We start from the raw sequence: 21,016 nt of genomic DNA, 5'->3' as shown, positions 1-21,016 counted from the left end.
AGAAAGATCGCTGGCAGTGTAATGAATTTGGGGGCGCTGCGCTTGTGAAAGCGGGTGATTTGGCTCGCTAATTTTGCATGACAACGCGCGAAATGAGGGGGAATGGTGGTGGGCGGGCAACAAAAAGCCCCCTGCAGGAGGGGGCTTTTGCGAGGCGGATGCCGGCTTACAGCGCGGCGATCTCGGCCTGCTGGGCTTCCAGCTTGGTCAGCTGGAGGCGGTAATCTTCCAGTTTCTCGCGCTCCTTGGCGATGACCGCTTCCGGCGCCTTGGCGACGAAGGCCTCGTTGCCAAGCTTGCCTTCGATGCGGCCACACTCGCCCACCAGACGGGCTACCTCTTTGGCCAGACGGGCCAGTTCGGCATCCTTGTCGATGAGACCGGCCATCGGGATCAGCAGCTCGGTGGCACCGATCAGCTTCTTCACCGACAGCGGCGCGGCTTCACCTTCGCCAAGCACGCGGATGGATTCCAGACGGGCCAGCGACTTGAGGAAGGCCTCGTTGTCGGCTGCACGCTCGGCATCCTTGGCATCGCACTGGAGCAGCACGTTGAGCGGGACGCTCGGTGCCACGTTCATCTCGGCGCGGATGTTGCGGATGCTGACGATGAACTCCTTCACCCACTCCTGATCCGCCATCGCGGCTTCGTCCACCTTGGCGGCGTCGAACTCCGGGAAGGCCTGAATCATGATGGTGTCGGCGTGTACGCCGGCCAGCGGGGCGACCGATTTCCAGATGGTCTCGGTGATGAACGGGATGATCGGGTGTGCCAGACGCAGCAGGGTTTCCAGCACGGTCACCAAGGTATGGCGGGCAGCGCGCTGCTCGGCCTCGGAACCCTTGGTCAGTACCGGCTTGGTCAGCTCCAGATACCAGTCACAGAACTGGTTCCAGATAAATTCGTACAACACGCCTGCCGCGATGTCGAAGCGGTAGGTATCGAGGGCGGTGCGGAAGTCGCGGATGGCCACTTGCAGCTGGGACTGGATCCAGCGATCCGCCAGGCTGAACTGCATCTCGCCACCGTTGAAGCCACAATCCTGATCTTCGGTGTTCATCAGCACGTAGCGGGAGGCGTTCCACAGCTTGTTGCAGAAGTTGTTGTAGCCATCCAGGCGCTTCATGTCCCAGTTGATGTCACGACCGGTAGAGGCCAGCGCCGCCAGGGTGAAGCGCAGGGCGTCGGTACCGTGGGCTTCGATCCCTTCCGGGAACTGCTTGGCGGTACGCTTGCCGATCTTCTCGGCCATCTGCGGCTGCATCATGTTGCCGGTGCGCTTCTCCAGCAGATCTTCCAGCGAGATGCCGTCGATCATGTCGAGCGGATCCAGCACGTTGCCCTTGGACTTGGACATCTTCTGGCCTTCTTCATCACGGATGAGGCCTGTGATGTAGACGGTCTTGAACGGCACTTGCGGCTGGCCGTTTTCGTCCTTGATGAAGTGCATGGTCATCATGATCATCCGGGCGATCCAGAAGAAAATTATGTCGAAGCCGCTCATCAGCACGTCGGTCGGGTGGAAGGTCTTGAGCGCCTCTGTGTTGTTCGGCCAGCCCAGGGTGGAGAAGGTCCACAGGGCGGAGCTGAACCAGGTGTCGAGCACGTCTTCGTCCTGACGCAGCACGGTCACGGACGGGATGCTGTGCTTGGCGCGCACTTCATCCTCGTTGCGACCCACGTAGACGTTGCCGGCGTCGTCATACCAGGCCGGGATGCGGTGACCCCACCACAGCTGACGGGAGACGCACCAGTCCTGAATGTCGCGCATCCAGGAGAAGTACATGTTTTCGTACTGTTTCGGCACGAACTGGATACGGCCATCTTCCACCGCCTCAATGGCGGTCTTGGCCATGGGCGCCACGCGCACGTACCACTGGTCGGTCAGCATCGGCTCGATGGGCACGCCGCCTCGATCGCCGTAGGGCTGCTGCAGCACGTGATCCTTGATCTCGGCCAGGAGGCCCAGCTCGTCCAGCTTGGCGACGATGGCCTTGCGGGCCGCGAAGCGCTCCATCCCGGCGAACTCGGTCGGCAGGGTGGCGTCATAGGCGGTGCTGGGGTTGCCGTTGGAGTCAACCACTTCGGCCTCGGCGCGCACGTGGGCGTCCAGGGTGAAGATGTTGATCATCGGCAGGTTGTGGCGCTTACCCACTTCGTTGTCGTTGAAGTCGTGGGCCGGGGTGATCTTCACGCAACCGGTGCCCTTCTCCATGTCGGCGTGTTCGTCGGCGACGATGGGGATCAGACGGTTCACCAGCGGCAGCAGGATGTGCTGGCCGATCAGCGCCTTGTAGCGCGGGTCTTCCGGGTTCACGGCCACGGCGGTATCGCCCAGCATAGTCTCCGGACGGGTGGTGGCGACGATCAGGTGATCCTTGCCTTCGGCGGTCTTGGCGCCGTTGGCCAGCGGATAGCGCAGGTGCCACATGTGGCCCTTGATCTCGCGGTTTTCCACTTCCAGATCGGAGATGGCGGTGTTGAGTTTCGGATCCCAGTTCACCAGACGCTTGCCGCGGTACATCAGGCCATCTTCGTAAAGACGGACAAAAACTTCCTGCACGGCAGTGGAGAGACCCTCATCCATGGTAAAGCGCTCGCGCTCCCAATCCACGGAGTCGCCCAGACGACGCATCTGGCGGGTGATGGTACCGCCGGACTCTTCCTTCCACTGCCAGATCTTGTCGATGAAGGCTTCCCGGCCGTAATCGTGGCGGGTCTTGCCCTCTTCTGCGGCGATCTTGCGCTCAACCACCATCTGGGTGGCGATACCGGCGTGGTCGGTACCCGCCTGCCACAGGGTGTTCTTGCCCTGCATGCGGTTGTAGCGGATCAGGGTATCCATCAGGGTTTGCTGGAAGGCGTGACCCATGTGCAGGCTGCCGGTGACGTTCGGCGGCGGGATCATGATGCAGAAGGAGTCTTTGCTGGTGTCGCCGTGGGGCTTGAAGTAGCCCTGAGCTTCCCAGTGCTGGTAGAGCGCCTGTTCGATGGCGTTGTGATTAAAAGTCTTTTCCATGGTCTCGCCGTAATCTGGATGGATGGATTCTGGTGTTGATTCGTGGTGGATCACAGGCGGCGCAGTCAGGGCTGCGCCGGATCCGGTGCGGCAAGGACGGGCTGATCCCTCATCTCGAGGGTGTGGCCTGCCTGGCGATAGTGCTTGTAGCGCTCGCGGGCTTGCTGCTTTTGCGTTTCGTCAGTGGGGACAAAATCTACCACTTGAGCGAAGTGTCCTGCAAACAAAGGTGTCTGTTTGGCCAGATTGATGAGGCGGGCGTAGCGCCGCCGTGGCGGCTGGTGACCGATCTCCACCGGTGCCTGGCCGCTCTCACCCTGCAACTGGTGCGGCACGAAGCGCTCCGGCGGCAGCTGCCACAACAGCTCGTCGAGGCGCAGGGCCTGCGCTTCGTCGTCGCAGAACAGATAGAGGTGGCACGCCCCCCACGACTCGGCCGCAAGGCTGCAGGCGAGTCGCTCGACGGCAGAGGCCTGCGCGTCATCCTGTTCGCTCATCAGGTAAAAGGTCACTTGGCTCATCAGGTTGATCCCGTTTGCGGTGACGGATAATTGACCGCCGGTAAGGACGGGCAGGGGGTATTCCTGCCAACCCTCAATGAAACAAGGAAGAGGCGGGCCTCTTCCTTGTGGTGCAGGGCAACTTCCGCTCGCCCGATGGCATCGCCGGGCGAGGTGCGGAAATTACTCCTTCTCTTCGATGTCCACCCCGGACCGGTTCAGCAGGAACTGGGTCAGCAAGGGCACCGGACGCCCGGTGGAGCCCTTCTCCTTGCCACTCTTCCAGGCAGTCCCGGCGATATCCAGGTGGGCCCAGTTGTACTTCTTGGTGAAGCGTGACAGGAAGGCGGCGGCGGTGATGGTACCGGCCGGACGACCACCTATGTTGGCCATGTCGGCAAACGGACTCTCCAGCTGTTCCTGATACTCGTCGAACAGCGGCAGACGCCAGGCGCGATCACCCGCCTGCTCGGAGGCGTTGAGCAGCTCGTGGGCCAGCGGGTTGTGGTTGGCCAAGAGGCCCGTGGTGTGGTGACCCAGGGCGATGATGCAGGCACCGGTCAGGGTGGCCACGTCGATCACGGTTTCCGGATCAAAGCGATCCACGTAGGTCAGCGCATCGCACAGCACCAGGCGGCCTTCCGCATCCGTGTTCAGCACTTCGATGGTCTGGCCGGACATGGAGGTGAGGATGTCGCCCGGACGATAGGCGTTGCCACCCGGCATGTTCTCGCAGCCTGCCAGCACGCCGATGACGTTGATAGGCAGCTGCAGCTGGGCCAGAGCGTGCATGGTACCGAGCACGGAGGCGGCGCCACCCATGTCGTACTTCATCTCGTCCATGCCGTCGGCCGGCTTGATGGAGATACCGCCGGAGTCGAAGGTCAGTCCCTTGCCGACCAGCACGATGGGCTTGGCATCCGGATGACCCTTGTACTCGATGATGGCCATCATGGCTTCGTTGTCGGAGCCGCGCGCCACCGCCAGATAGGAGTTCATGCCGAGCTCGGCCATCTCCTGCTCGCCGATCACCTTGGTGGTGATGTTGTCGAACGCATCGGCCAGACGACGGGCCTGGGAGGCGAGATAGGCCGGATTGCAGACATTGGGCGGCATGTTGGCCACGTCGCGACAGACGCGCACCCCTTTCGCCACGGCCAGGCCGTGGGCGATGGCTTTTTCACCAATGGTCAGTTCCCGACGCGTCGGCACGTTGAATACCAGCTTGCGCAGCGGACGGCGCGGCTCGGCCTTGTTGGTCTTGAACTGGTCGAAACTGTAGAGGCCCGCCTTGGTGGTTTCCACCGCCTGGCGCACCTTCCAATAGGTATCCCGTCCCTTGACGTGCAGCTCGGTCAGGAAGCAGACCGCTTCCATGGAGCCGGTTTCGTTGAGGGTGGTGATGGTCTTGTTGATGATCTGCTTGTACTGGCGTTCGTCGAGTTCCCGCTCCTTGCCGCAACCGACCAGCAGCACGCGCTCGCTGAGCACGCCCGGTACTTGATGCAGCAACAGCATCTGGCCTGGTTTCCCTTCCAGGTCGCCACGGCGCAGCAGCGAGCTGATGTAGCCATCGCTGATCTTGTCCAGCTGTTCGGCAACCGGAGAGAGGCGACGCGGCTCGAATACGCCGACCACGACGCAGGCACTGCGTTGCTTCTCAGGACTGCCACTCTTTACACTGAACTCCATGGAATCTCCTACATCCTAAAGACAAAAGGCACCTTTTATTGAATAATGCGGTGCTTGTTGGGGTATCAGAGGCGGAGCGAACAGGCACTGGCCCCGCAGTTCAAACTGGTAAAAATCCAATATACGGCCCTATTTTTCAGGCATTCGACTAAAAACACAAGTTTACTTGGGAATGACTGTGATCGTTTTCCGATATTTGTTCAGGGAAACCCTGAAAACCCAGCTGGCGGTATTATTCGTGCTGCTGCTCATCTTCGTCAGCCAGCAATTCATCCAGATCATTGGCGATGCCGCCGATGGTGAGGTGCCGACGCGCCTGGTCTCCACCCTGCTGCTGCTCAACCTGCCCAACATGGCCCTGCTGATGCTGCCCATCAGCCTGTTTTTGGCCATCTTGTTCGCTCACGGGCGCCTCTACGCCGAAAGCGAGATGACGGTGATGCATGCGGTGGGCTTCAGCCACCGTTTCGTGATGCGCAGCGCCATGGTACTGGCCCTGCTGACGGCGGCCGTCGCTGCCTTCAATACCGGCTGGATTGCCCCGCAGGCGAAGGAGCGCGAGTACCAGGTGATCGACGAGTTCAAGGCCGATCCGGGGATCTCCTTCCTGCAGGCCGGCCGCTTCATGGAGCTCGACAAGGGGCGCCTGGTGGCCTACATCCAGGATCTCAACGACAAGGGCTCCAAACTGCAGAAAATCTTCGTGTTGCAGCGCTCCCAGGATGGCAAGCCGCCGTCGGTGGTGGTGGCGACCGAAGGGGTGGTCACGGTCGACAGCAACGGCCTGCAGTGGCTGACCCTCAAGGATGGCTCCCGCTACGAGGGGCACTTCAATACCCGCCAGTTCCAGATCTCCGAATTCGACGAGTACAGCCTGGTGATCCGCCAGCAGGAGATGGAGCGCTCCAACCGCAAGGCGGCGGCCAAGCCGACCATGGAGCTGCTGGGCACCCAGGACAACCAGTTGATGGCCGAGCTGCAGTGGCGCCTGTCGCTGCCGCTCTCCATTCTGGTGCTGACCTTCCTGGTGGTGCCACTGGCGCGGGTCAACCCCCGTCAGGGCCGCTATGCCAAGCTGTTGCCGGCCATCCTGCTCTACCTCTCCTACTTCCTGCTGCTCAGTGCCGCCCGTTCAGCCATCGACAGCGGCCGGCTGCCGCACTGGCCCGGCATGTTCCTGGTGCCGCTGGTCTATCTGCTGCTGATCGGGTTGCCGCTCAACCTGCAGGGCACCAGCTGGTGGAACGGGGTCAAGACCCTCTATTTCAAGAGAAAATCGGCATGATGTTGCCATCTGGGAGTCTCTACTGATGTTTGGCATTCTCGATAGACATGGCGACCGGGTCATTTTGCTGTCGCCCCCGCTCCATACGTCTGTATTTGAGGGAAAAATCAGCATGATGCTGCAACCGGGGAGTTTCTGCTGATGTTTGGCATTCTCGATAGATATATCGGCCGGATCATTTTCATGTCGGTCCTGCTGTGTGAGATCACGCTGGTGGGCCTTGCGGCGCTGATCAAGTACGTGGAGCAGCTGAAGTCGGTAGGGGAAGGCAACTACGACATGCTCAGCGCCCTCTACTATGTGCTGCTCTCCATGCCGAAAGAGGCGGTGCTCTTCTTCCCGCTGGCGGCCCTGCTGGGCGGCCTCATCGGTCTGGGCCAGCTGGCGACCAGCTCGGAGCTGGTGGTGATGCAGGCGGCGGGCCGCTCCAAGATCAGTATCGTGATGGCGGCGCTCAAGACCGCCATCCCGCTGATGATCCTGGTGGGGCTGATGGGGGAGTACGTGGCGCCCATCGCCAAGCGGATGGCGGATGACATCAAGGCGGGGGCCCTGTCGGAAGGGCGGTTGACTGTGTCGGCTTACGGGGTGTGGGCGCGCGATGGCAATAACTTCGTCAACATCAACGGGGTGCGCAACGATGGTGCGCTGACCGGCATCACCCTTTACCGTTTCACCCCGGAGCGCAAGCTGATCGATATCCTGCAGGCGCAGGAAGGGGTGTTCGAGCAGCATCACTGGCTGCTCAAGCAGGTGCAGGTGACCCGTTTTGACGATCCCAAACAGATCCTGAGCGAGACCCAGCCCCAGATGGAGTGGAGCTCCGAGCTCACCCCCAAACAGCTCGGGGTGGTGAGCGTCGATCCCGAAAACCTGCCGGTGGCGGGACTGCTGGATTACATCGGCTATCTGGATGCCAACAAGCAGGATGCCGGGCGCTATAAGCTGGAGATGTGGCGCAAGCTGCTGTCACCGCTCTCGGTGGTGGCCATGATCCTGCTGGCCTCCTCCTTCATCTTCGGCCCGCTGCGCTCGGTCAGCATGGGCGCGCGGATGCTGATGGGGATCATGACCGGCTTTGCCGTCTACGTCAGCGATCGGGTGTTCGGCCCCATCAGCCTGGTGTACGCGGTGCCACCGATCCTGGCGGCCATCGCGCCCAGCCTGCTGTTTGGCGGCATCTCTTTCTATATCCTGAGCCGCAAGCAGTAGCGACCTGAAGGGCGGTGGCGCTGCTGACAAAGGCGGCCATCGCTCCTGCTGCATTGCTGCACTGCTGTTCGGCGGTATCTCCTTCTAGATTCTGAGCCGCAAGCAGCAAGCGCGTCGGCCAGTAAAAAGGGCACCCTGGGGTGCCCTTTCTCGTTGCCGCCTTTTGGGATCAGCGATTGAGCTGTTCCAGGTTTTCCTGTTTGCCCAGCACGATCACTTCGCACTCGGACCAGATGTCCTGAAATGCGCGGGGTGACTTGCGGTTGAACAGGCAGAGCAGGTTGCCGAGGCCAAAGGCCGCCGTTGCCAGCCGGATCAGCGCCTGGGTGATGCGGATGTTGCTGCCGTCGGCATTCTGGATTCGCAGACGCCAGGCCCGCATGCCGATGGTCTGGCCGGCGCGGGTCCAGAACCAGGTGTAGAAACCGCAGATGACGAGGGCGAGCCAGGCACTGTAGACGGGGCTGGTCAGCAGCCAGGAGGCGTCTTTGCCCTCGGGGACGCTTGCCATGCCGGTTGCCAGCAGCAGATGGGCCACCCCCATCCCGATAAAGCCGGCGATGATCAACAATGAGATGACCACCAGATAGTCATAGATCAGGGCGCCGAGCCGGCGCAGCAGACCGGCGGAGGGGTGACGCTGGGTGGGAGGAGGGGGAGTGGTCGGTTGGACGGGTTTACGCTTGGCCATCGTTCTTATTCCATTAATATGATGCGGGCATTCTATGTAACTGACCTTGCCTCGGCAAGGCGTTGAATAAATGAGCAAACGACTGTGGGCACAAGAAAAACACCTTGCATGCCCAAGCGCCATTCGTATAATCCCTCGCAGTTGCCCGGGTGGCGAAATCGGTAGACGCAGCGGATTCAAAATCCGCCGTTGCAAAACGTGTCGGTTCGAGTCCGACCCCGGGCACCATCAACAAATTCAATGACATAAGGCCACCCAAGCGGGTGGCCTTATGTTTTTCTGGTCCCTCAATCTGGCGATGTGTCCACATCGTGTCCACCTAGGTTTAGGTGATCGGGTTGTTGTCGTGTCCACTTCCACTACGGCAGGGCCAAGCGTGACCGGACACACTTCACAAAAAACCTATTTTCCGTGGAGCAGTCCAGCCAGCGCTCCCAGGCGGCAACGCCCTTTCAATATTTCAGTTATCAAGCCTGCCATCATTGGGGCTAACCTGCTGAAACAAAACGCCTTCTAGCGGCTCTCTCGCAGGAGTCCGGATCCTCCCCGATCATTCAAATCCTCACGGAAAGCGTGAGCTCCCCAATACATTCAGCCACTTACATTTTTACCTTTGTTATCCAGAGCCCTGCTGAACTGTAAAACCCTGCAATTTCCTTCGATCCTTTCAGATCCTCAACGGCCATTAGATCCTTTATCTGGCGCGGGCTGGCCCTATGGTTTTGCGGTAATCCACTTTTGCAAAAAATTTTCTTGATGAACCCCGCAGGCGGGAGCGGATGAGCGCGGATTCCGTGGCGCAGACGCCGCCGTGGGCCCCCGGCCGTGCGCTGGGAGGCTGTGAGCGAGCGTAGGCTTCACGTATGATGCTGCGCTTCCCGACTGCGCCCATTCATGCGGCGCCCTTCCCTGGCCATGCTCAGGCGCTGTCAGGCATATAGAAGAAGGCCCCACATTGTGGGGCCTTCTTCATTCGGTGGGTCACTCGATGATGGGGGAGAGGGTGTTCGCCAGTTGACCGGCCTGCTGGCTCTGGCCGGTGAAGGTATCTGCATTGGTTGGCGGTGGGCCGCCGTGGTTATGGCTGGCTGCGGTGGCGGCCAGTTGCTGCACCACGTCCATCAGCTGGTTGAGCAAGCGGAAGATGTTCACCTCATCGCTCCCCATCCACGACTTGGGTGACTCGAAGTGCTGCAGCTCGCCGGCAAGGGCCCGACGAACCAGGGCGATATCTTCATCCAGGTTGCCGCCTGCTGTCTGGCTCATGTTACCGGCGCTGCCCAGTATCATGCCTTCTGCGGTCAGCAGCTCGATATCCCCGAGTGCCTCGATGCGCTTCATGGCCCCGATCTCTTCCACGCTGTTGGCCAAAACGGTCAGCTGGTGCTTGCCGAACTCGCCCAGGTACTCGTCCGCCTCGCGGATCATTTGCATGGCCTTGTCGTGCTGGCGGCGGTCAGTATGGCGTGACTGGTTGCCCACGGTATCGGTACGGCTGAACACCTCTGCCCGTTGCTGTTGTAGCTGCTCGCCCGGTTCGATATCCGGCAGCGGCCAGCCAGTGCCCAGGATGGTGCGGACGAACGGCCGATCGGCACGACCAAAGGCAAATCCCAGCTCGACCATGGTCCCCTCGACCGGGAACTGCAGCAGCCCCTGCTCAGGCCCGCCGAACATGACCGGCAGTGGTACGGCTCGATAGAGCGGCGTCCCTTCATCTGGTTCACCATCCTCGCCCAGTAGCTGCACATCTACCGCATAGCGCGGGCGAAACGGATCATTGAGCTGACCGGCCGCGGCCTGGTCACTGATGGACTCAACCCGCCCGAACTTGGGCAGGTGCATCTTGTCGGCCAGCTCGGGGAACTCCCCCTCCATCTTGCGCCGCTCCGGCGACTTCACCGGTTTACCCGGTGTGGCTGTGGTCAGGGTCATTTCGTCACCCTTGAGCCGTACCCGCTCCACCCGCTTACCGTTGACGATGGCCCCCGGGCGCATGGCCGGGATCGGGGCCAGAGTGATGGTGTTGCCCGCTTGGCGGGCCGAGAAGGCCGAGTCCAGCTCCACCGCCTTATCTGCCCATCGGCTATGGGCATGACTGCCTACGAAGATGGCGCCATCTGGTTGTTGATGCCAGATGAAGTCAGGTACCGAGAAGGCACGGCCCGCATTATCGAGCAGCTGATAGCCGGTGCCGGCGCTGGTGAAGTTGGGGATCGGGGTGTCGGTGTAGTCTGTCCCGTCCGGCAGCAAGAAGGTGAGTTGGGTCTGGTCGGTCAGCCAGGCCAGCAGGCTGCGCAGGGTGGCATGCTGAATACTGACAGGGAACTTGCTGCCCAGGATCCCGGCCAGCTCACGACATAGCAGCTTGCTGGCACCGTTGGCGGCGGGTTGTACGTCATAGACATAACCGGTGAACCAGCGGCGTAGTTCACCGTTGTAGCCGGTATCCACGGTCAGGGTCTGCCCCTTGGTGGCCGTGCCCTCGATGGTCAGCGCAGCGCGGCCACCGGCGGAGAGATCGAGCACGATGTCATGGTCAACCAGGTGGACTGGCTGGCCACTCATGGTCAGGTTGGTCGAGAGCTTCACGCGAGAATATCCCCCAGCGCTGTATCCATACCCTTGAGCATCCGTTCCACATAACTCAGCTGCTCCTGCTCAGATGCCGCGGGGCTGCTACCGGTTTTCGCTGGTGTGGCATTGGCGGTGCCTTGCCCCACTGTGGCAGCAGCCTTGGGGAGGCGTTGCTCGCGCTTCTCCGGTACCGAGTTATGCTCGCGCAGGGTGAACTGCACCTGCCACGCCAGCAGGCCTTCTTGCTCGCTGGCGGTGATGCGGCCGGCGAACTTGGCCTGGCGCACCTTCACCGACTTGGCCAGCAGCGAGCCGACCCGGTAGATATGGCGCTTGCCGCCGTCGCCCTTGGCGTCAGCCAGCTCGAACAGGCGGCTCAGTGTTGTCTCATCTGTGAACGGAACCAGGCCGGAGACATCGAGCTCCTTGGCCTTCTCGCCCTGCTCGGCGCTGCTGGTTGAGCTGGTCTGGCCGCTCTGATCCTTGTCCTGGAATTGCATCGAGGCGCTGATTCGCATCGACTTCATCACGATGGGCTCACCGTCCAGGGTGAGCATGGCGGTTCGGCTCATGTGGTTAACTCCTGCCAGAAGGTGAGCGGGGAAAGGGAGAGCAGCAGGGCGCCGACGGTCATGCTGTGGCTGTGGTCTGGATGGGCACTCTCGAGCAGTTGGGCGGCCAGACTGGCCGGCTCGCCATAGCCATGCCAGCTCCACAGCAATCCTGCAAGGCTTGGCTTGTTGGTCAGTGCGTCGTCCAGCTCGGCAACCCTGGCGGCCCGCTTGGCGGCCAGTGCGGCCAGTTTGGCTTTGGTGGTCGCCGGTGACGGCGAGTTGTTCTCACTTTCCTGCAGAGCATCCCTAGCACCATTGAGCATCAGCTGGCGGCGCAGTGGATCCCAGATCAACGGGTCTTCGGCCTTCCAGCGCGGCGCCATGGCCGCAGTGGGCTGAGCCATGATGTCGTTGTTGGCGGTGAGGCGGCGTAGGGTCGCGCACCACTCAGGCAGCGGCAGGATTGCGCAGACTGGGGCCAGAGCAGCGGCGAGGGCTGCCTCACTGCTTCCTGTGACCATCCAGGCTACCGCGTGAAGTTGCCCAGCAGGCATCAGGTGGTCGGCGCCATCCTGCAGTTTGGCGGCCATGGCCTTGATGGCGTTGGGGGCGGCCAGGGTGTGCTGGCCGCCTTGCTGCTGACCGATGCCATGCTGAAAGGGGGTGAAGGTGAGGCAACGACCCTCCATCATTAGTGGACTCTGATCTTGTCTCATGGCGGATAGAGCCATTAAGGCAGCATCCTTTTGGCGACGACTAGCTGATTTGCTCCGGTAGGAGTGGTGTCAATACCAGTGTTTCTGGAGGCGCTGTTGACGATCAGCGTTACCGCCGTCTCGCCGCTGCCATCAACATACTTACTGATGCCTGTCGTGTTTCCGCCGTTGACGTTCATATGTAATGATCCCGCCCCGGCGGTCTGACAGATAGCCACGCCGGTTACCGTGGTCGAGTCACAAAGGATTGTTAATTGCCCCCCTAAGTGACGGATCGCAGCAGCACCGACAGCATTGATGGCCGGCTGCCTGAGTTGCACCATGCCGCAGTTGTACAGCTCGATGTAGGCTTCCGCTTGCGCTGTCAATGTGAACGCCCCCCATATAGCGAAAGGTTTATAGGCCCGGGTGATGGCGTCAATGGTGACATCGCTTTTCAGATTTATGTCCGTAATCGGCTGCGCAGGGCTAAGGCGGTTGATGGTGTTGAGGATCTTAATTGCCGTCGATATGGTTTTAACCGGCTTTGCAGAAGTCAGGCCCATGTTGGTATCGCTACCATTCACAGCATCGACATAAATGGACCGCGCTATGGACAGGTCAAACCGGCGTACCGCTGCCCAGTCGCCCATTTTTGCAAAATCGGTAACCGCACCACTGACATCCTCAATAATGAGAAATGCTCTGGTGTACGTCCCGCCGACTAGGCCAGCTACCGCGCCAAGCCGCATCGCCATGCCGCGAAGAATGACCGCCCTATCTGCCCCGTCTTGGCCCAAGGAATGGAACATCACGCCCGTGCCCGTGGCCAGCATGCCTGACCAGTTATCGATATCGATATAGGAGTTGAGTAGCACTACGTTGTGCTCAGCTACATCGCCTTCGATATGTGGGTCGCATATCGTCACATCGGCGCCTGTTGCAGAGATTGGGTATTTCCAGTTTTCTAGTATCGGAGTGTCGATGGTGAAATCGAGAGTCCCTAATATCGTGATTGCTGTAGACCCGTTTTTACCTGCTGACACCGCCTCTGGATAGGAATACGGCATTGCATCATTGAGTAGCGTCCCATCACGTTGACAATAGGGTTGTGTGACAACACCCCCGGCATTGGCGCCGGAGTAGACGATGGATTGCTGAGATGAGCGCAGCTTGGCTTTGTCGATGCTGTGCGACCACGATTTGCTGAGCAGCATAGCCACCTTTGGCACCGAGATGGCATCCCCCACTTGCTCAGCCACGCCCATCGAGGGCTTATCGCCAGTGATACCGGGGCAACAGGCGAAGTTGAAGCCAAGTTTCACGCCCGTCGTGGTCGTGGCGTCAAAACTCACGTCGCAGCCATCGGACAGGGTGATGTAGTCGGAGTCAGAGCCGACCGGGTTATCCGGGGTTCCCAGCAATACGCCGGTTTTTCGCACGAACACCCCACCAGAGAGCTCGAAGATGACCGGTTCGGTGGCGCAGGAGTTGAGATTGGCTGGGGCGTAATGCATACCCGATTGCATGGACCGATTAAAATATAGGCCAGCGCCCTGGCGCTGATATTTGACGTGGTGCATCAGCAGCAGTGGCACGGCACTAGTAACTTTGCGATTGAACACGACCGTGATCGGGCGCATGGAGTATTTGTACGCTTCCACTGCTGCTCTGGTTGGATAGGATGAGGCGAGACCACTGGTGATATACGCATTGAGCTTGGCTACTTCATTGGATTGGAAATCGCCGATAAACAGATCGCCAATCAACTCAGCAAACAACCCACCCTGCAAAGCAAGCGGAGTCGGCGTGGATACGATCTTCCAGCGAGTTCCACCGGTCGATACTACGTTGCCAACTGCAAGCCCGGTATCGCCCTGCATAGCTTCGATATTTGCGTACCCAGCCACAAGCTTTTCACCGCCTTCGGCAGACAATTGCACGCGCAGCAAAGCCGCATCTTCGGCCTTATAACCATTTCCTGCAGCAGTCGGGTCTGTTCCTTTATCAACAGTTTGAGGATATGGCCCGCTGCCTGAATACGCCTTTCCTCCCGCATGATGCAGCAACACATCCTTACCCGAGAGAAGTATGCCTCCAGCTTCAAAACTGCCATCCACAACATGGTATCCCGCCTCAGCCATCGAGCGCTTCCAGAGGGCGAAGGTGTCAGGAATGGAGCCTGTTCCACCACTGCCGGTATTACCCCGCCCATCCACAACGGTGTTGTCGGCTTGCACGGTGCCCAGCTTGGCCACGTAGTGCTGATAGCCGCTGCTATCTACATGGTCGGCTAGGTCTGCCACGCTGGTGATGATGGTGAAGTGGTTCTGGTGCTCGGAGAGCAGCGAACCTGCGCGGTAGACGTCCACCCAGACGCCGATCGGCTTGGACCCCGGATAGATTACCTCCGGCGCTTTCAGCTCGATGCGCAGGCCGCCGATGATGGCTACGCCCGGGGTGACTTGGTGGGCTCCATCCTGCTGCACCACCTTGAAGCCGTCACCGATGAAGGTGTGATGGCCATAGAGCTGGCTGGCCAGCTGGCGCAGGTCTTCATCCTGTCCGCGAAGGCGTGCGGCATAGTCGATTTGCCAGGTGCCAGCATCAACATGGGTGAGGGTTGCCTCGGCGGCTTGGTCGTAGCCCATCAGCATGGACTTGACCAGGGAGTTGCCGGTCTGGCCGGTGGTCTGGTCGGTCTTGAGCTTAGTCTCGCGCCCCTTGTAGACGATCATCCCGATCACGCCGTTGGCCTTGTTGCGCAGGTACATAGCATTGAACGAGAAGTCGCCGACCGTGGTATCCATCACGATGGAGTAGGCCACTGCATTGGTGTTGATACGCCCGCGTTGGTCCACGTTCTGACGGTGCACGATCTGGCTTTCCGGCGGCAGGCCGGCGTCAGGGTCGATGGGGGAGGTGATATCCAGATTAGGGATGTCAGCCAGGATGAACTCATCCAGTACGACCGGTTGTTCTGCGGCCAGGCTGGACTGCCAATATTGTTCGAATGCGTTGGTAATGACCTGGCTCATCAGGACTCCTTGCGGGGCAGGGTGGCCCCGTAAACGTGTTGAATGAAATGGATGTGACCGGCGCGCAAGTACCCCTTGCAGGCTGGTTTATTGATGGTGGCGGCAAATACCTGGTGACCCATGTCAATGCGACCTGCATGCAGGTAGCCCACGGCGGGATAGAGCACCTGGAATCGGTACCGGCGGCAGGTGCGGCCGTAGTGCTGGATCAGGGTTTCCATCAACTGCTGGTTTTCCGCCAGAGCGCTGTCGGCCACCTCGATGGTGATGACATCCCATGGGGTACCTTCCTGTCGCTCGCGCAGCTCACACCAACCGATGCCAAGGCGCTCGAATATGCGCTTGAACCCCGCCACCTCTCCCGAATCCTGGGCGTTGATGAAGGCGAACTTCACCCGCTTGCGGAACAGGGTGAGCGGCTCTCCCTTGAAGCGGGTGATATCTCGCTCCCAGGCGAGCAGGGCCAGCATGCTTTCAGAGCAGGTCATCGGGTCTTGCTGGGTCAGCGGCTGCAGCAGCCAGCCGCGCACGCGACGCCAGAACGACATGATGCCTTTGGCCAGGAAGGCTGGTTCTTGCACCCCCTCGGCGATGGTCTTGCCGTCTTCCCACCATGGGGCGGTGCTGTCTGGCAGCAGAGGAGCCTTGTCCTGGTGATTCAGTTCGGTGGTCTTAGTCATGGAGGAACACCTCCAAATCGCTCAGGCGCGGGATATCGAGACCCGAGACGATGTCCAGTTCGGTGAAGTGCAGGCTCTTGATCTCGGGGAATGCCTGGTGCAGCTCGCGGCCAAGCTGGCTCAGTGAGAATCGGGACTGGGGCCAGGTGCGGGTCACAGTGGGGTAATCGGCAGATTGACGGAATGCCGCCTTCACCAATAGTTCCACATCCCGTTTTAGTGCCAGCCGCTGCTCTGCGGTCAAGTTATCGATAGGCCACAGGTCCAGGTGAAGAGTGTGATCCGTCTCCGGCATGGCCATAACCTGCAGGTCATCGCCATGGCCATGGTTACCCTGGTTGCTCACGTAGTCGTTGAGCTTGTCTATCAAGCTGGCCGGCGTGGTGCCCACCTCCAGCAGGATGAAGGCATTGGCGGTACCCGGGCCCCGCGGTGCGTCGTGCTCGAAGAAGATGTGATCGGCGCGGATCCCCGCCACGCTGGCGAGCATGGAGCGGTAAATCGCGTCGATGTGGTAGCGCCCTACCGCAGAAAACTGGTTCTGAATGCGCAGCCCCAGAGCATCGTTGCTCTCGGCATCGGCCCCCTGTGTGGTGACCCAATCGCGGTCGGCGTTACGCGCTGACAGGATGCCGGTCACCGGTTTACTCAGCAGGTTGTAATAACCTGGGGCCAGATTCCAGGCGCTGCCAGCGAACTCAGCCTCGCAGACCACCTTGGCTACGGCCTCACCGGCAGGGCTCACCATCTCCTGTAGGGGGCGCAGGCGATAGATGGTGCCGTTGATGCGCTCGGTGGTGATCCAGACATCGGCCGGGATGGTGACGGCCTCTGCCGGATTGACCTTGGTGAAGTTGACCAGGCCCCGGGTTTTCTGGGCAGCTTTACGGGTGAGATCCACATCCCAAGCCTTGAGGTCGAGATAGGTATCATTGGCGGTCGCGGCAAAGCTGGCTGGCAGCACATGGCCCGCCAGCAGGGTACGGATCAGCCAGAGCGCCGGGGTGATGACCACGCCGCGCACCAGACGCCAGAACGGGGACACATCGCTGTCGTTGGTGATGAGTGAGCCGGCGGCCTCCACCTCTTTCTTGAGCTCGGCCTCCATGGCCGCCTCGGTTGTCGGCACCCCGCTTTTTGCCAGCAGGGCCATAAAATCCACGGTGGGGCGCAGGTTCACAGGGTTACCTCCAGATCGCCGAATTCATAGGTTCGGGCCGTGACCAGGATGCGCTCCGGCGACTCCTCACGGATCAGGATGGTGCCCGGGATCAGGCGTAAGTCGTTCTCGACCAGCAGTTCGATCTCGGTCATCACATCCGCCCGCAGGGTGGGGCTGCGTTCGCCGATGAGCTTGCGGGCCAGCCCTGACTCCATGATCCGGTGCTTGATGTCCTGGCCGATGCTGTGCCGATCCTGGGTGAGGCGCGGCTGGCCGCCGGCGTCGAGTTGCCAAGCGCCATCCACCACCAGGATGTCGATGTACTTGGGATCGCTCATCACGGAGTCTCCAGCCATGCGTTTTCAGCCATCTGCTCAGGGGTCATCTGGTTTTGGCTGGTCATGTGAACCTCACCGATGTGCAGCACTTTGGCTGGTTTCTGGTTGGCGGTGGTCGCTGCTGCGTTGGCCTGGATCAGTTGCTGGCCAATGCCACCGGATGGGATGTTGCTTTGACCACCCTGGCGATAGCGTGCCAGCGGTGCGTTGATGTTCTCGGGGTTGGGCAGGTTGAGGTCCGGCATGGCGCCCGCCTCAATGTTGACGCCCGGGATCATGTTGAGCTTGTCGATGAGCCAGTCGATAGACTTGCCGAGCAGTTGGAACACGCCCCAGTCAGAGAATGTTTTTTTCAGGTCATCCCAGTAGTAGATGACCGCTGCCACAGCGCCTATCAGCAGCACGATGCCCGCCACGATCAGCCCGATGGGGTTGGCATACATGGCGATGTTGACGGCCAGCAGGATGGCGCGGAATGTAACCAGTCCCGCCTTGAGCAGGTTGAGCGGGGCGATGATGGCGGCCCAGGCGATGCCCAGCCCCAAGGTCGCCAGCTTGGCCAGCCCTGCGACCAACATCCAGGTGCCGGTGATCATGCTCAGGCCTACAATGGCGAGCAGGGCATAACTCACTACCTTGGTGAGATTCGGGAATAGATGAGTCCAGCGCAGCACCACACCTGCACCATCGGCGAAGGTGCCCAGCACGGCATTGATTGCGGGCATAATGGCGCTGAACCCGGCAATCCGGATCGCCTCCCAGGACGCGTTCAGCCGCTCCCATGACTTGGCCATGGTCTTGGCCTTGGCATTCGCAGCATCCAGCCCTCTCACGCCGCGCAGGTTGCTCAGGGTCTTGTCCAGTGTGGTGGCATCGCCGATCAGTTGCTGCAGCAACAGGGCGCCATCCCCCAATCCGGCATCGTCAAGCAGAGCCCAGGCCTTGGCGCCCCCCATCTTGTCGATCAGCGGTTGGATGTTCTGCAGGATCTTCTGGATAGGCAGCAACCTTCCCTGGCTGTCCAGCATGGCGACCCCCAGCTTGCTCTGGGCATTGGTGGCTCCTTCGAGCAGGTTGGTGAACTGGGTGACGGCATCCCCATCGCTCATCCTGGTCTGCAACATGGCCAAGATGGCCAGCTGCTCCTCCATCGCCACCCCCATGGTGGAGGGGAGGGAGTGCATGCCTTCAACGGAGGCCATCAGCTTGTCCATGCCGACCCCGAACTGGCTGGTGACCATGCTGGTCATTCCGGCCACCTGTTGTGCCCACACATCCGGGCCCATGGCGTCTGCTGCCTGGCGCTGGTTGTTGTAGAGCATGCGGAAATACTGGCCGACCGTCTCTGCATCGGACTTGGTGGCGGCCCCCAGGATGGCGGAGGTCTTGGTCACGCTGTCCAGCATGGCTTCTGGCAGGGCCGGCATGGCGCGGCGCATTTCGGCGGTGTAACCCAGCACCTCGATGGCGGACTTGCCGTAATCCACGCTGAACTTGAGCGCGGTGTGGCTGAGTTGCTTGAGCGCAGCTTCTCCCACACCTGCGGCATGCAGATCTTGCAGCGCCTGATCCATCTGGATGGCAGGCCCCAGGGCAGCCTGGATCGCCATGCCGCCTGCTGCGACGGTCGTTGCTCCCATGGCCATATTGCTCCAGCCCTGGCGGCCCGCTTTGCTGACCTTGTCCATCTGGGCGTTGATGCCGGCAAGGGGCTTGGTGACCTGGTCAACCAGGGCCACCTGCATCATCAGTTTTTCCATCCAGGCCATCAGTCGTTACCCGTTGAATGCTTTGGCAATGCCCTCGGCCACGGCGGCGGCGTTGGACTCTCGGTGGTGCTTGTCTATCCACATAGCGCGGGCCAGGCTGTCGAGGTCGTCATCCTCATGGGGCAGGTAGTAACGGCGCAGCGCCAGTACCTGCTCCAGTTGGTTGCGCTCGATGGCCTCGGCACGCGCCGTCAGTTTTTTACGGTGATGTCCAGCTCGGGGGCGAACTCGGCGTTGACTGCGTTTGCCAACTGCAGGGCTGCGCCTGGCCGCTTGAGCAGGTCATCGAGCTCTGCCTTACTCTCCTGGCAAACGATCTTCTTGAGGTAGTTGTGGGCCGGTGCCACCTTGTCGGTCGGCATCATGTCGTTGAGAAAGCCGTTGTAGGCCACCATGGTCGGGGCAAACTTCAGCTCTTTGCCTGCGACTTCCAGGGTGATGATCGGTGTGCTCATGGGGTTGTTTCCTCTTGTTCAATCCAGTTGGTCAGGGTGGTGATCTGGGTTTGGCAGCGGCGCAGCGCTGTCTGCAAGGTGGGGATAAACTGCACGGCATCGCCGTAGGTGCTCCCCGTGAATTCAGGCTCCGGGCAGTTGGGCACCAGCCCCGGCGGTGGCAGCCGCTTTACCACCCGGGTCTGCACCACGCTCAACGGTTGGCTGGAGCAGGCGCAGAGCGCCAGCAGGCAAAGGCTCGCGAGCGCAATCCGGGCGGCCCGCTGGCGGCGTGGCCAGGGCTTGTTGCAGTTCATCGGCTGTTTTCCTGTTCTGGTTGTCGAGCTTGGCCAAGGCGGCGTTCTGGTTGTTGAGCAGCAGGCGCAGGCCCTTCGTTATCAACTGCTGCCGCTGGAGCTCGGTGGCCTGCTGGTCGTTGGTCGTCTGCAGATTGGTGATCGTGGTTTGCTGCTCGGTCAGGGTGCGCTGCATGTCCACCGTGCGGCGATGGGTGACATAAAGCGTCAGCACCAGGAGCAGGCCCACGATCCCCAGCACCTTGCTGAGCGTGCTCATGCTTCACCCATCGACAGCTGGGCCGGAGTACCAACAGGCAGATCACCCACCGGCAGCGGCTCATTGAGGGGCCAGCGGTACCCGGTGACACGGGTCAGCGGGAATTCGCGGATATTCACCTCATCTCCTTGGTTGCCACCCAGCACCAGCAGGTTGCCGGAGGTGGACTTGCCCACCACGAACCCCACATGACCGCCACCGTCGCGGGTGAACACCACCACACAGCCCAGCACGGGGCGATCCAGTTTCTCGCCCCAGCCCAGATAGCTTTTGGCACTCTCGAAGCGGGTGGACTGGATGCTAACCCGTTCCAGGCAAGCGCCGACAAAAGCGGCACACCACGGGGTTTCATCGTCTTTGATGCCGCCCCGTTTGATCGCCTTCCACATGTCGAGAATGGCCTGGGCATGTTTGGTCCCCTTAATCTCTTTCAGGCCCAAGTACTTACGAGCCTCGTCAAGCCAGCGCAGAGCCATATCAGCCCTCCTTCTTGTTGAAAATCAGGGCAGCCCGGTCCCGGATGATGTCGATCCCAAGCAGCCCCACCACGCCGCCCAGGAAGGGGGTGGCCTCCTGGGGGATCCCGAGCAGGTGGGTCCCGGTAGCTGCCGCCAAGGTGATGAGGCCGCACAGCAGGGATTCGATCAGCCGACGGCGACCCCGTCCGCCTGCATAGGTGATGCGCAGGAAGGCGATGGCGAGTGCCAGCAGGGCCCCATAGACGGCGGGCCAGTTGTCCATCAGCCAGGCCAGCAAGGCGGTGGCTAGGGTCGGGTCTTTATGAGGCATGTTGT

The 21,016-nt window shown here is 60.8% G+C and carries 20 protein-coding genes and 1 tRNA gene; 3 read left to right on the top strand and 18 right to left on the bottom strand.

The features are described from left to right. Positions 1 to 166 precede the first annotated feature (166 nt). From CK627_RS00730 to pepA, 3 genes are all read right to left on the bottom strand, one after another. Complete coding sequence (locus CK627_RS00730) at positions 167 to 3,019, bottom strand: valine--tRNA ligase (protein WP_095591475.1); 2,853 nt, start codon at positions 3,017 to 3,019, stop codon at positions 167 to 169. 65 nt (positions 3,020 to 3,084) lie between these two features. Further along, positions 3,085 to 3,540 carry a DNA polymerase III subunit chi gene (locus tag CK627_RS00725; protein WP_095591474.1) on the bottom strand — a complete coding sequence of 152 codons (456 nt, stop codon included), beginning with the start codon at positions 3,538 to 3,540 and terminating at the stop codon, positions 3,085 to 3,087. A 162-nt stretch (positions 3,541 to 3,702) separates the two neighbouring features. Beyond that, positions 3,703 to 5,211, bottom strand: a complete 1,509-nt coding sequence (gene pepA, locus CK627_RS00720; RefSeq protein ID WP_005305141.1) for a leucyl aminopeptidase — start codon at positions 5,209 to 5,211, stop codon at positions 3,703 to 3,705. Positions 5,212 to 5,383: 172 nt separating this feature from the next. Here pepA and lptF point away from each other — a divergent pair, with 172 nt between their 5' ends. After that, positions 5,384 to 6,496 carry an LPS export ABC transporter permease LptF gene (gene lptF / locus CK627_RS00715; RefSeq protein WP_017765325.1) on the top strand — a complete coding sequence of 371 codons (1,113 nt, stop codon included), beginning with the start codon at positions 5,384 to 5,386 and terminating at the stop codon, positions 6,494 to 6,496. 141 nt (positions 6,497 to 6,637) lie between these two features. Next, positions 6,638 to 7,708: an LPS export ABC transporter permease LptG gene (gene lptG, locus CK627_RS00710; protein ID WP_010636091.1), complete on the top strand. Its 1,071-nt coding sequence runs from the start codon at positions 6,638 to 6,640 to the stop codon at positions 7,706 to 7,708. A 169-nt stretch (positions 7,709 to 7,877) separates the two neighbouring features. On the opposite strand, the gene CK627_RS00705 is transcribed toward lptG, so the two are convergent. Continuing rightward, positions 7,878 to 8,399: an RDD family protein gene (locus tag CK627_RS00705; protein ID WP_005305129.1), complete on the bottom strand. Its 522-nt coding sequence runs from the start codon at positions 8,397 to 8,399 to the stop codon at positions 7,878 to 7,880. Between the two features lie 143 nt (positions 8,400 to 8,542). Between CK627_RS00705 and CK627_RS00700 the strand changes: the two genes are divergently transcribed. Then, positions 8,543 to 8,627 (top strand) — tRNA-Leu (locus CK627_RS00700). A 753-nt stretch (positions 8,628 to 9,380) separates the two neighbouring features. On the opposite strand, the gene CK627_RS00695 is transcribed toward CK627_RS00700, so the two are convergent. Genes CK627_RS00695 through CK627_RS00640 form a run of 14 tightly spaced genes read right to left on the bottom strand, consistent with a single transcriptional unit; the run spans position 9,381 to position 21,011 of the window. Next, a complete protein-coding gene (locus CK627_RS00695) occupies positions 9,381 to 10,991 on the bottom strand; it encodes a hypothetical protein (RefSeq protein ID WP_095591473.1) in 1,611 nt (536 codons plus the stop codon). Further along, on the bottom strand, positions 10,988 to 11,548 hold the full coding sequence (locus CK627_RS00690; RefSeq protein ID WP_095591472.1) for a baseplate complex protein: 561 nt from the start codon (positions 11,546 to 11,548) through the stop codon (positions 10,988 to 10,990). Before CK627_RS00690 ends, CK627_RS00695 begins: the two co-directional genes overlap by 4 nt. Further along, positions 11,545 to 12,222, bottom strand: coding sequence for a hypothetical protein (locus CK627_RS00685; RefSeq protein ID WP_254425339.1), 678 nt, complete (start codon positions 12,220 to 12,222; stop codon positions 11,545 to 11,547). The genes CK627_RS00690 and CK627_RS00685 overlap by 4 nt, the downstream gene beginning before the upstream one ends. 38 nt (positions 12,223 to 12,260) lie before the next feature. Then, positions 12,261 to 15,263 carry a phage tail-collar fiber domain-containing protein gene (locus tag CK627_RS00680; RefSeq protein ID WP_095591471.1) on the bottom strand — a complete coding sequence of 1,001 codons (3,003 nt, stop codon included), beginning with the start codon at positions 15,261 to 15,263 and terminating at the stop codon, positions 12,261 to 12,263. Then, on the bottom strand, positions 15,263 to 15,943 hold the full coding sequence (locus tag CK627_RS00675) for a phage tail protein (RefSeq protein WP_095591470.1): 681 nt from the start codon (positions 15,941 to 15,943) through the stop codon (positions 15,263 to 15,265). Before CK627_RS00675 ends, CK627_RS00680 begins: the two co-directional genes overlap by 1 nt. After that, positions 15,936 to 17,123, bottom strand: a complete 1,188-nt coding sequence (locus tag CK627_RS00670) for a baseplate J/gp47 family protein (protein WP_095591469.1) — start codon at positions 17,121 to 17,123, stop codon at positions 15,936 to 15,938. Before CK627_RS00670 ends, CK627_RS00675 begins: the two co-directional genes overlap by 8 nt. Further along, positions 17,120 to 17,443 (bottom strand): DUF2590 family protein, encoded by a 324-nt coding sequence (locus CK627_RS00665; RefSeq protein WP_095591468.1) that lies wholly within the window; start codon positions 17,441 to 17,443, stop codon positions 17,120 to 17,122. Before CK627_RS00665 ends, CK627_RS00670 begins: the two co-directional genes overlap by 4 nt. Next, a complete protein-coding gene (locus tag CK627_RS00660; protein ID WP_254425338.1) occupies positions 17,443 to 19,203 on the bottom strand; it encodes a phage tail tape measure protein in 1,761 nt (586 codons plus the stop codon). Before CK627_RS00660 ends, CK627_RS00665 begins: the two co-directional genes overlap by 1 nt. A gap of 15 nt (positions 19,204 to 19,218) precedes the next feature. Continuing rightward, positions 19,219 to 19,353, bottom strand: a complete 135-nt coding sequence (locus tag CK627_RS23225; protein ID WP_411431567.1) for a DUF6890 family protein — start codon at positions 19,351 to 19,353, stop codon at positions 19,219 to 19,221. 50 nt (positions 19,354 to 19,403) lie between these two features. Continuing rightward, positions 19,404 to 19,667, bottom strand: a complete 264-nt coding sequence (locus CK627_RS00655) for a putative phage tail assembly chaperone (protein ID WP_095591466.1) — start codon at positions 19,665 to 19,667, stop codon at positions 19,404 to 19,406. Beyond that, positions 19,664 to 19,864, bottom strand: coding sequence for an Rz1-like lysis system protein LysC (gene lysC / locus CK627_RS22950; protein ID WP_254425337.1), 201 nt, complete (start codon positions 19,862 to 19,864; stop codon positions 19,664 to 19,666). Before lysC ends, CK627_RS00655 begins: the two co-directional genes overlap by 4 nt. Continuing rightward, positions 19,791 to 20,222 carry a hypothetical protein gene (locus CK627_RS22990; protein ID WP_095591465.1) on the bottom strand — a complete coding sequence of 144 codons (432 nt, stop codon included), beginning with the start codon at positions 20,220 to 20,222 and terminating at the stop codon, positions 19,791 to 19,793. The genes lysC and CK627_RS22990 overlap by 74 nt, the downstream gene beginning before the upstream one ends. Further along, positions 20,219 to 20,698, bottom strand: a complete 480-nt coding sequence (locus tag CK627_RS00645) for a TIGR02594 family protein (protein ID WP_095591464.1) — start codon at positions 20,696 to 20,698, stop codon at positions 20,219 to 20,221. Before CK627_RS00645 ends, CK627_RS22990 begins: the two co-directional genes overlap by 4 nt. A 1-nt stretch (position 20,699) precedes the next feature. After that, positions 20,700 to 21,011 carry a phage holin, lambda family gene (locus tag CK627_RS00640; protein ID WP_095593433.1) on the bottom strand — a complete coding sequence of 104 codons (312 nt, stop codon included), beginning with the start codon at positions 21,009 to 21,011 and terminating at the stop codon, positions 20,700 to 20,702. Between the last annotated feature and the right edge of the window lie 5 nt (positions 21,012 to 21,016).

Source organism: Aeromonas dhakensis (assembly GCF_002285935.1).
In the GTDB taxonomy this organism is placed as follows: domain Bacteria; phylum Pseudomonadota; class Gammaproteobacteria; order Enterobacterales; family Aeromonadaceae; genus Aeromonas; species Aeromonas dhakensis.
Note: the sequence above shows the minus strand (reverse complement) of the source record. Positions and strands in the feature narration are given on the sequence as shown.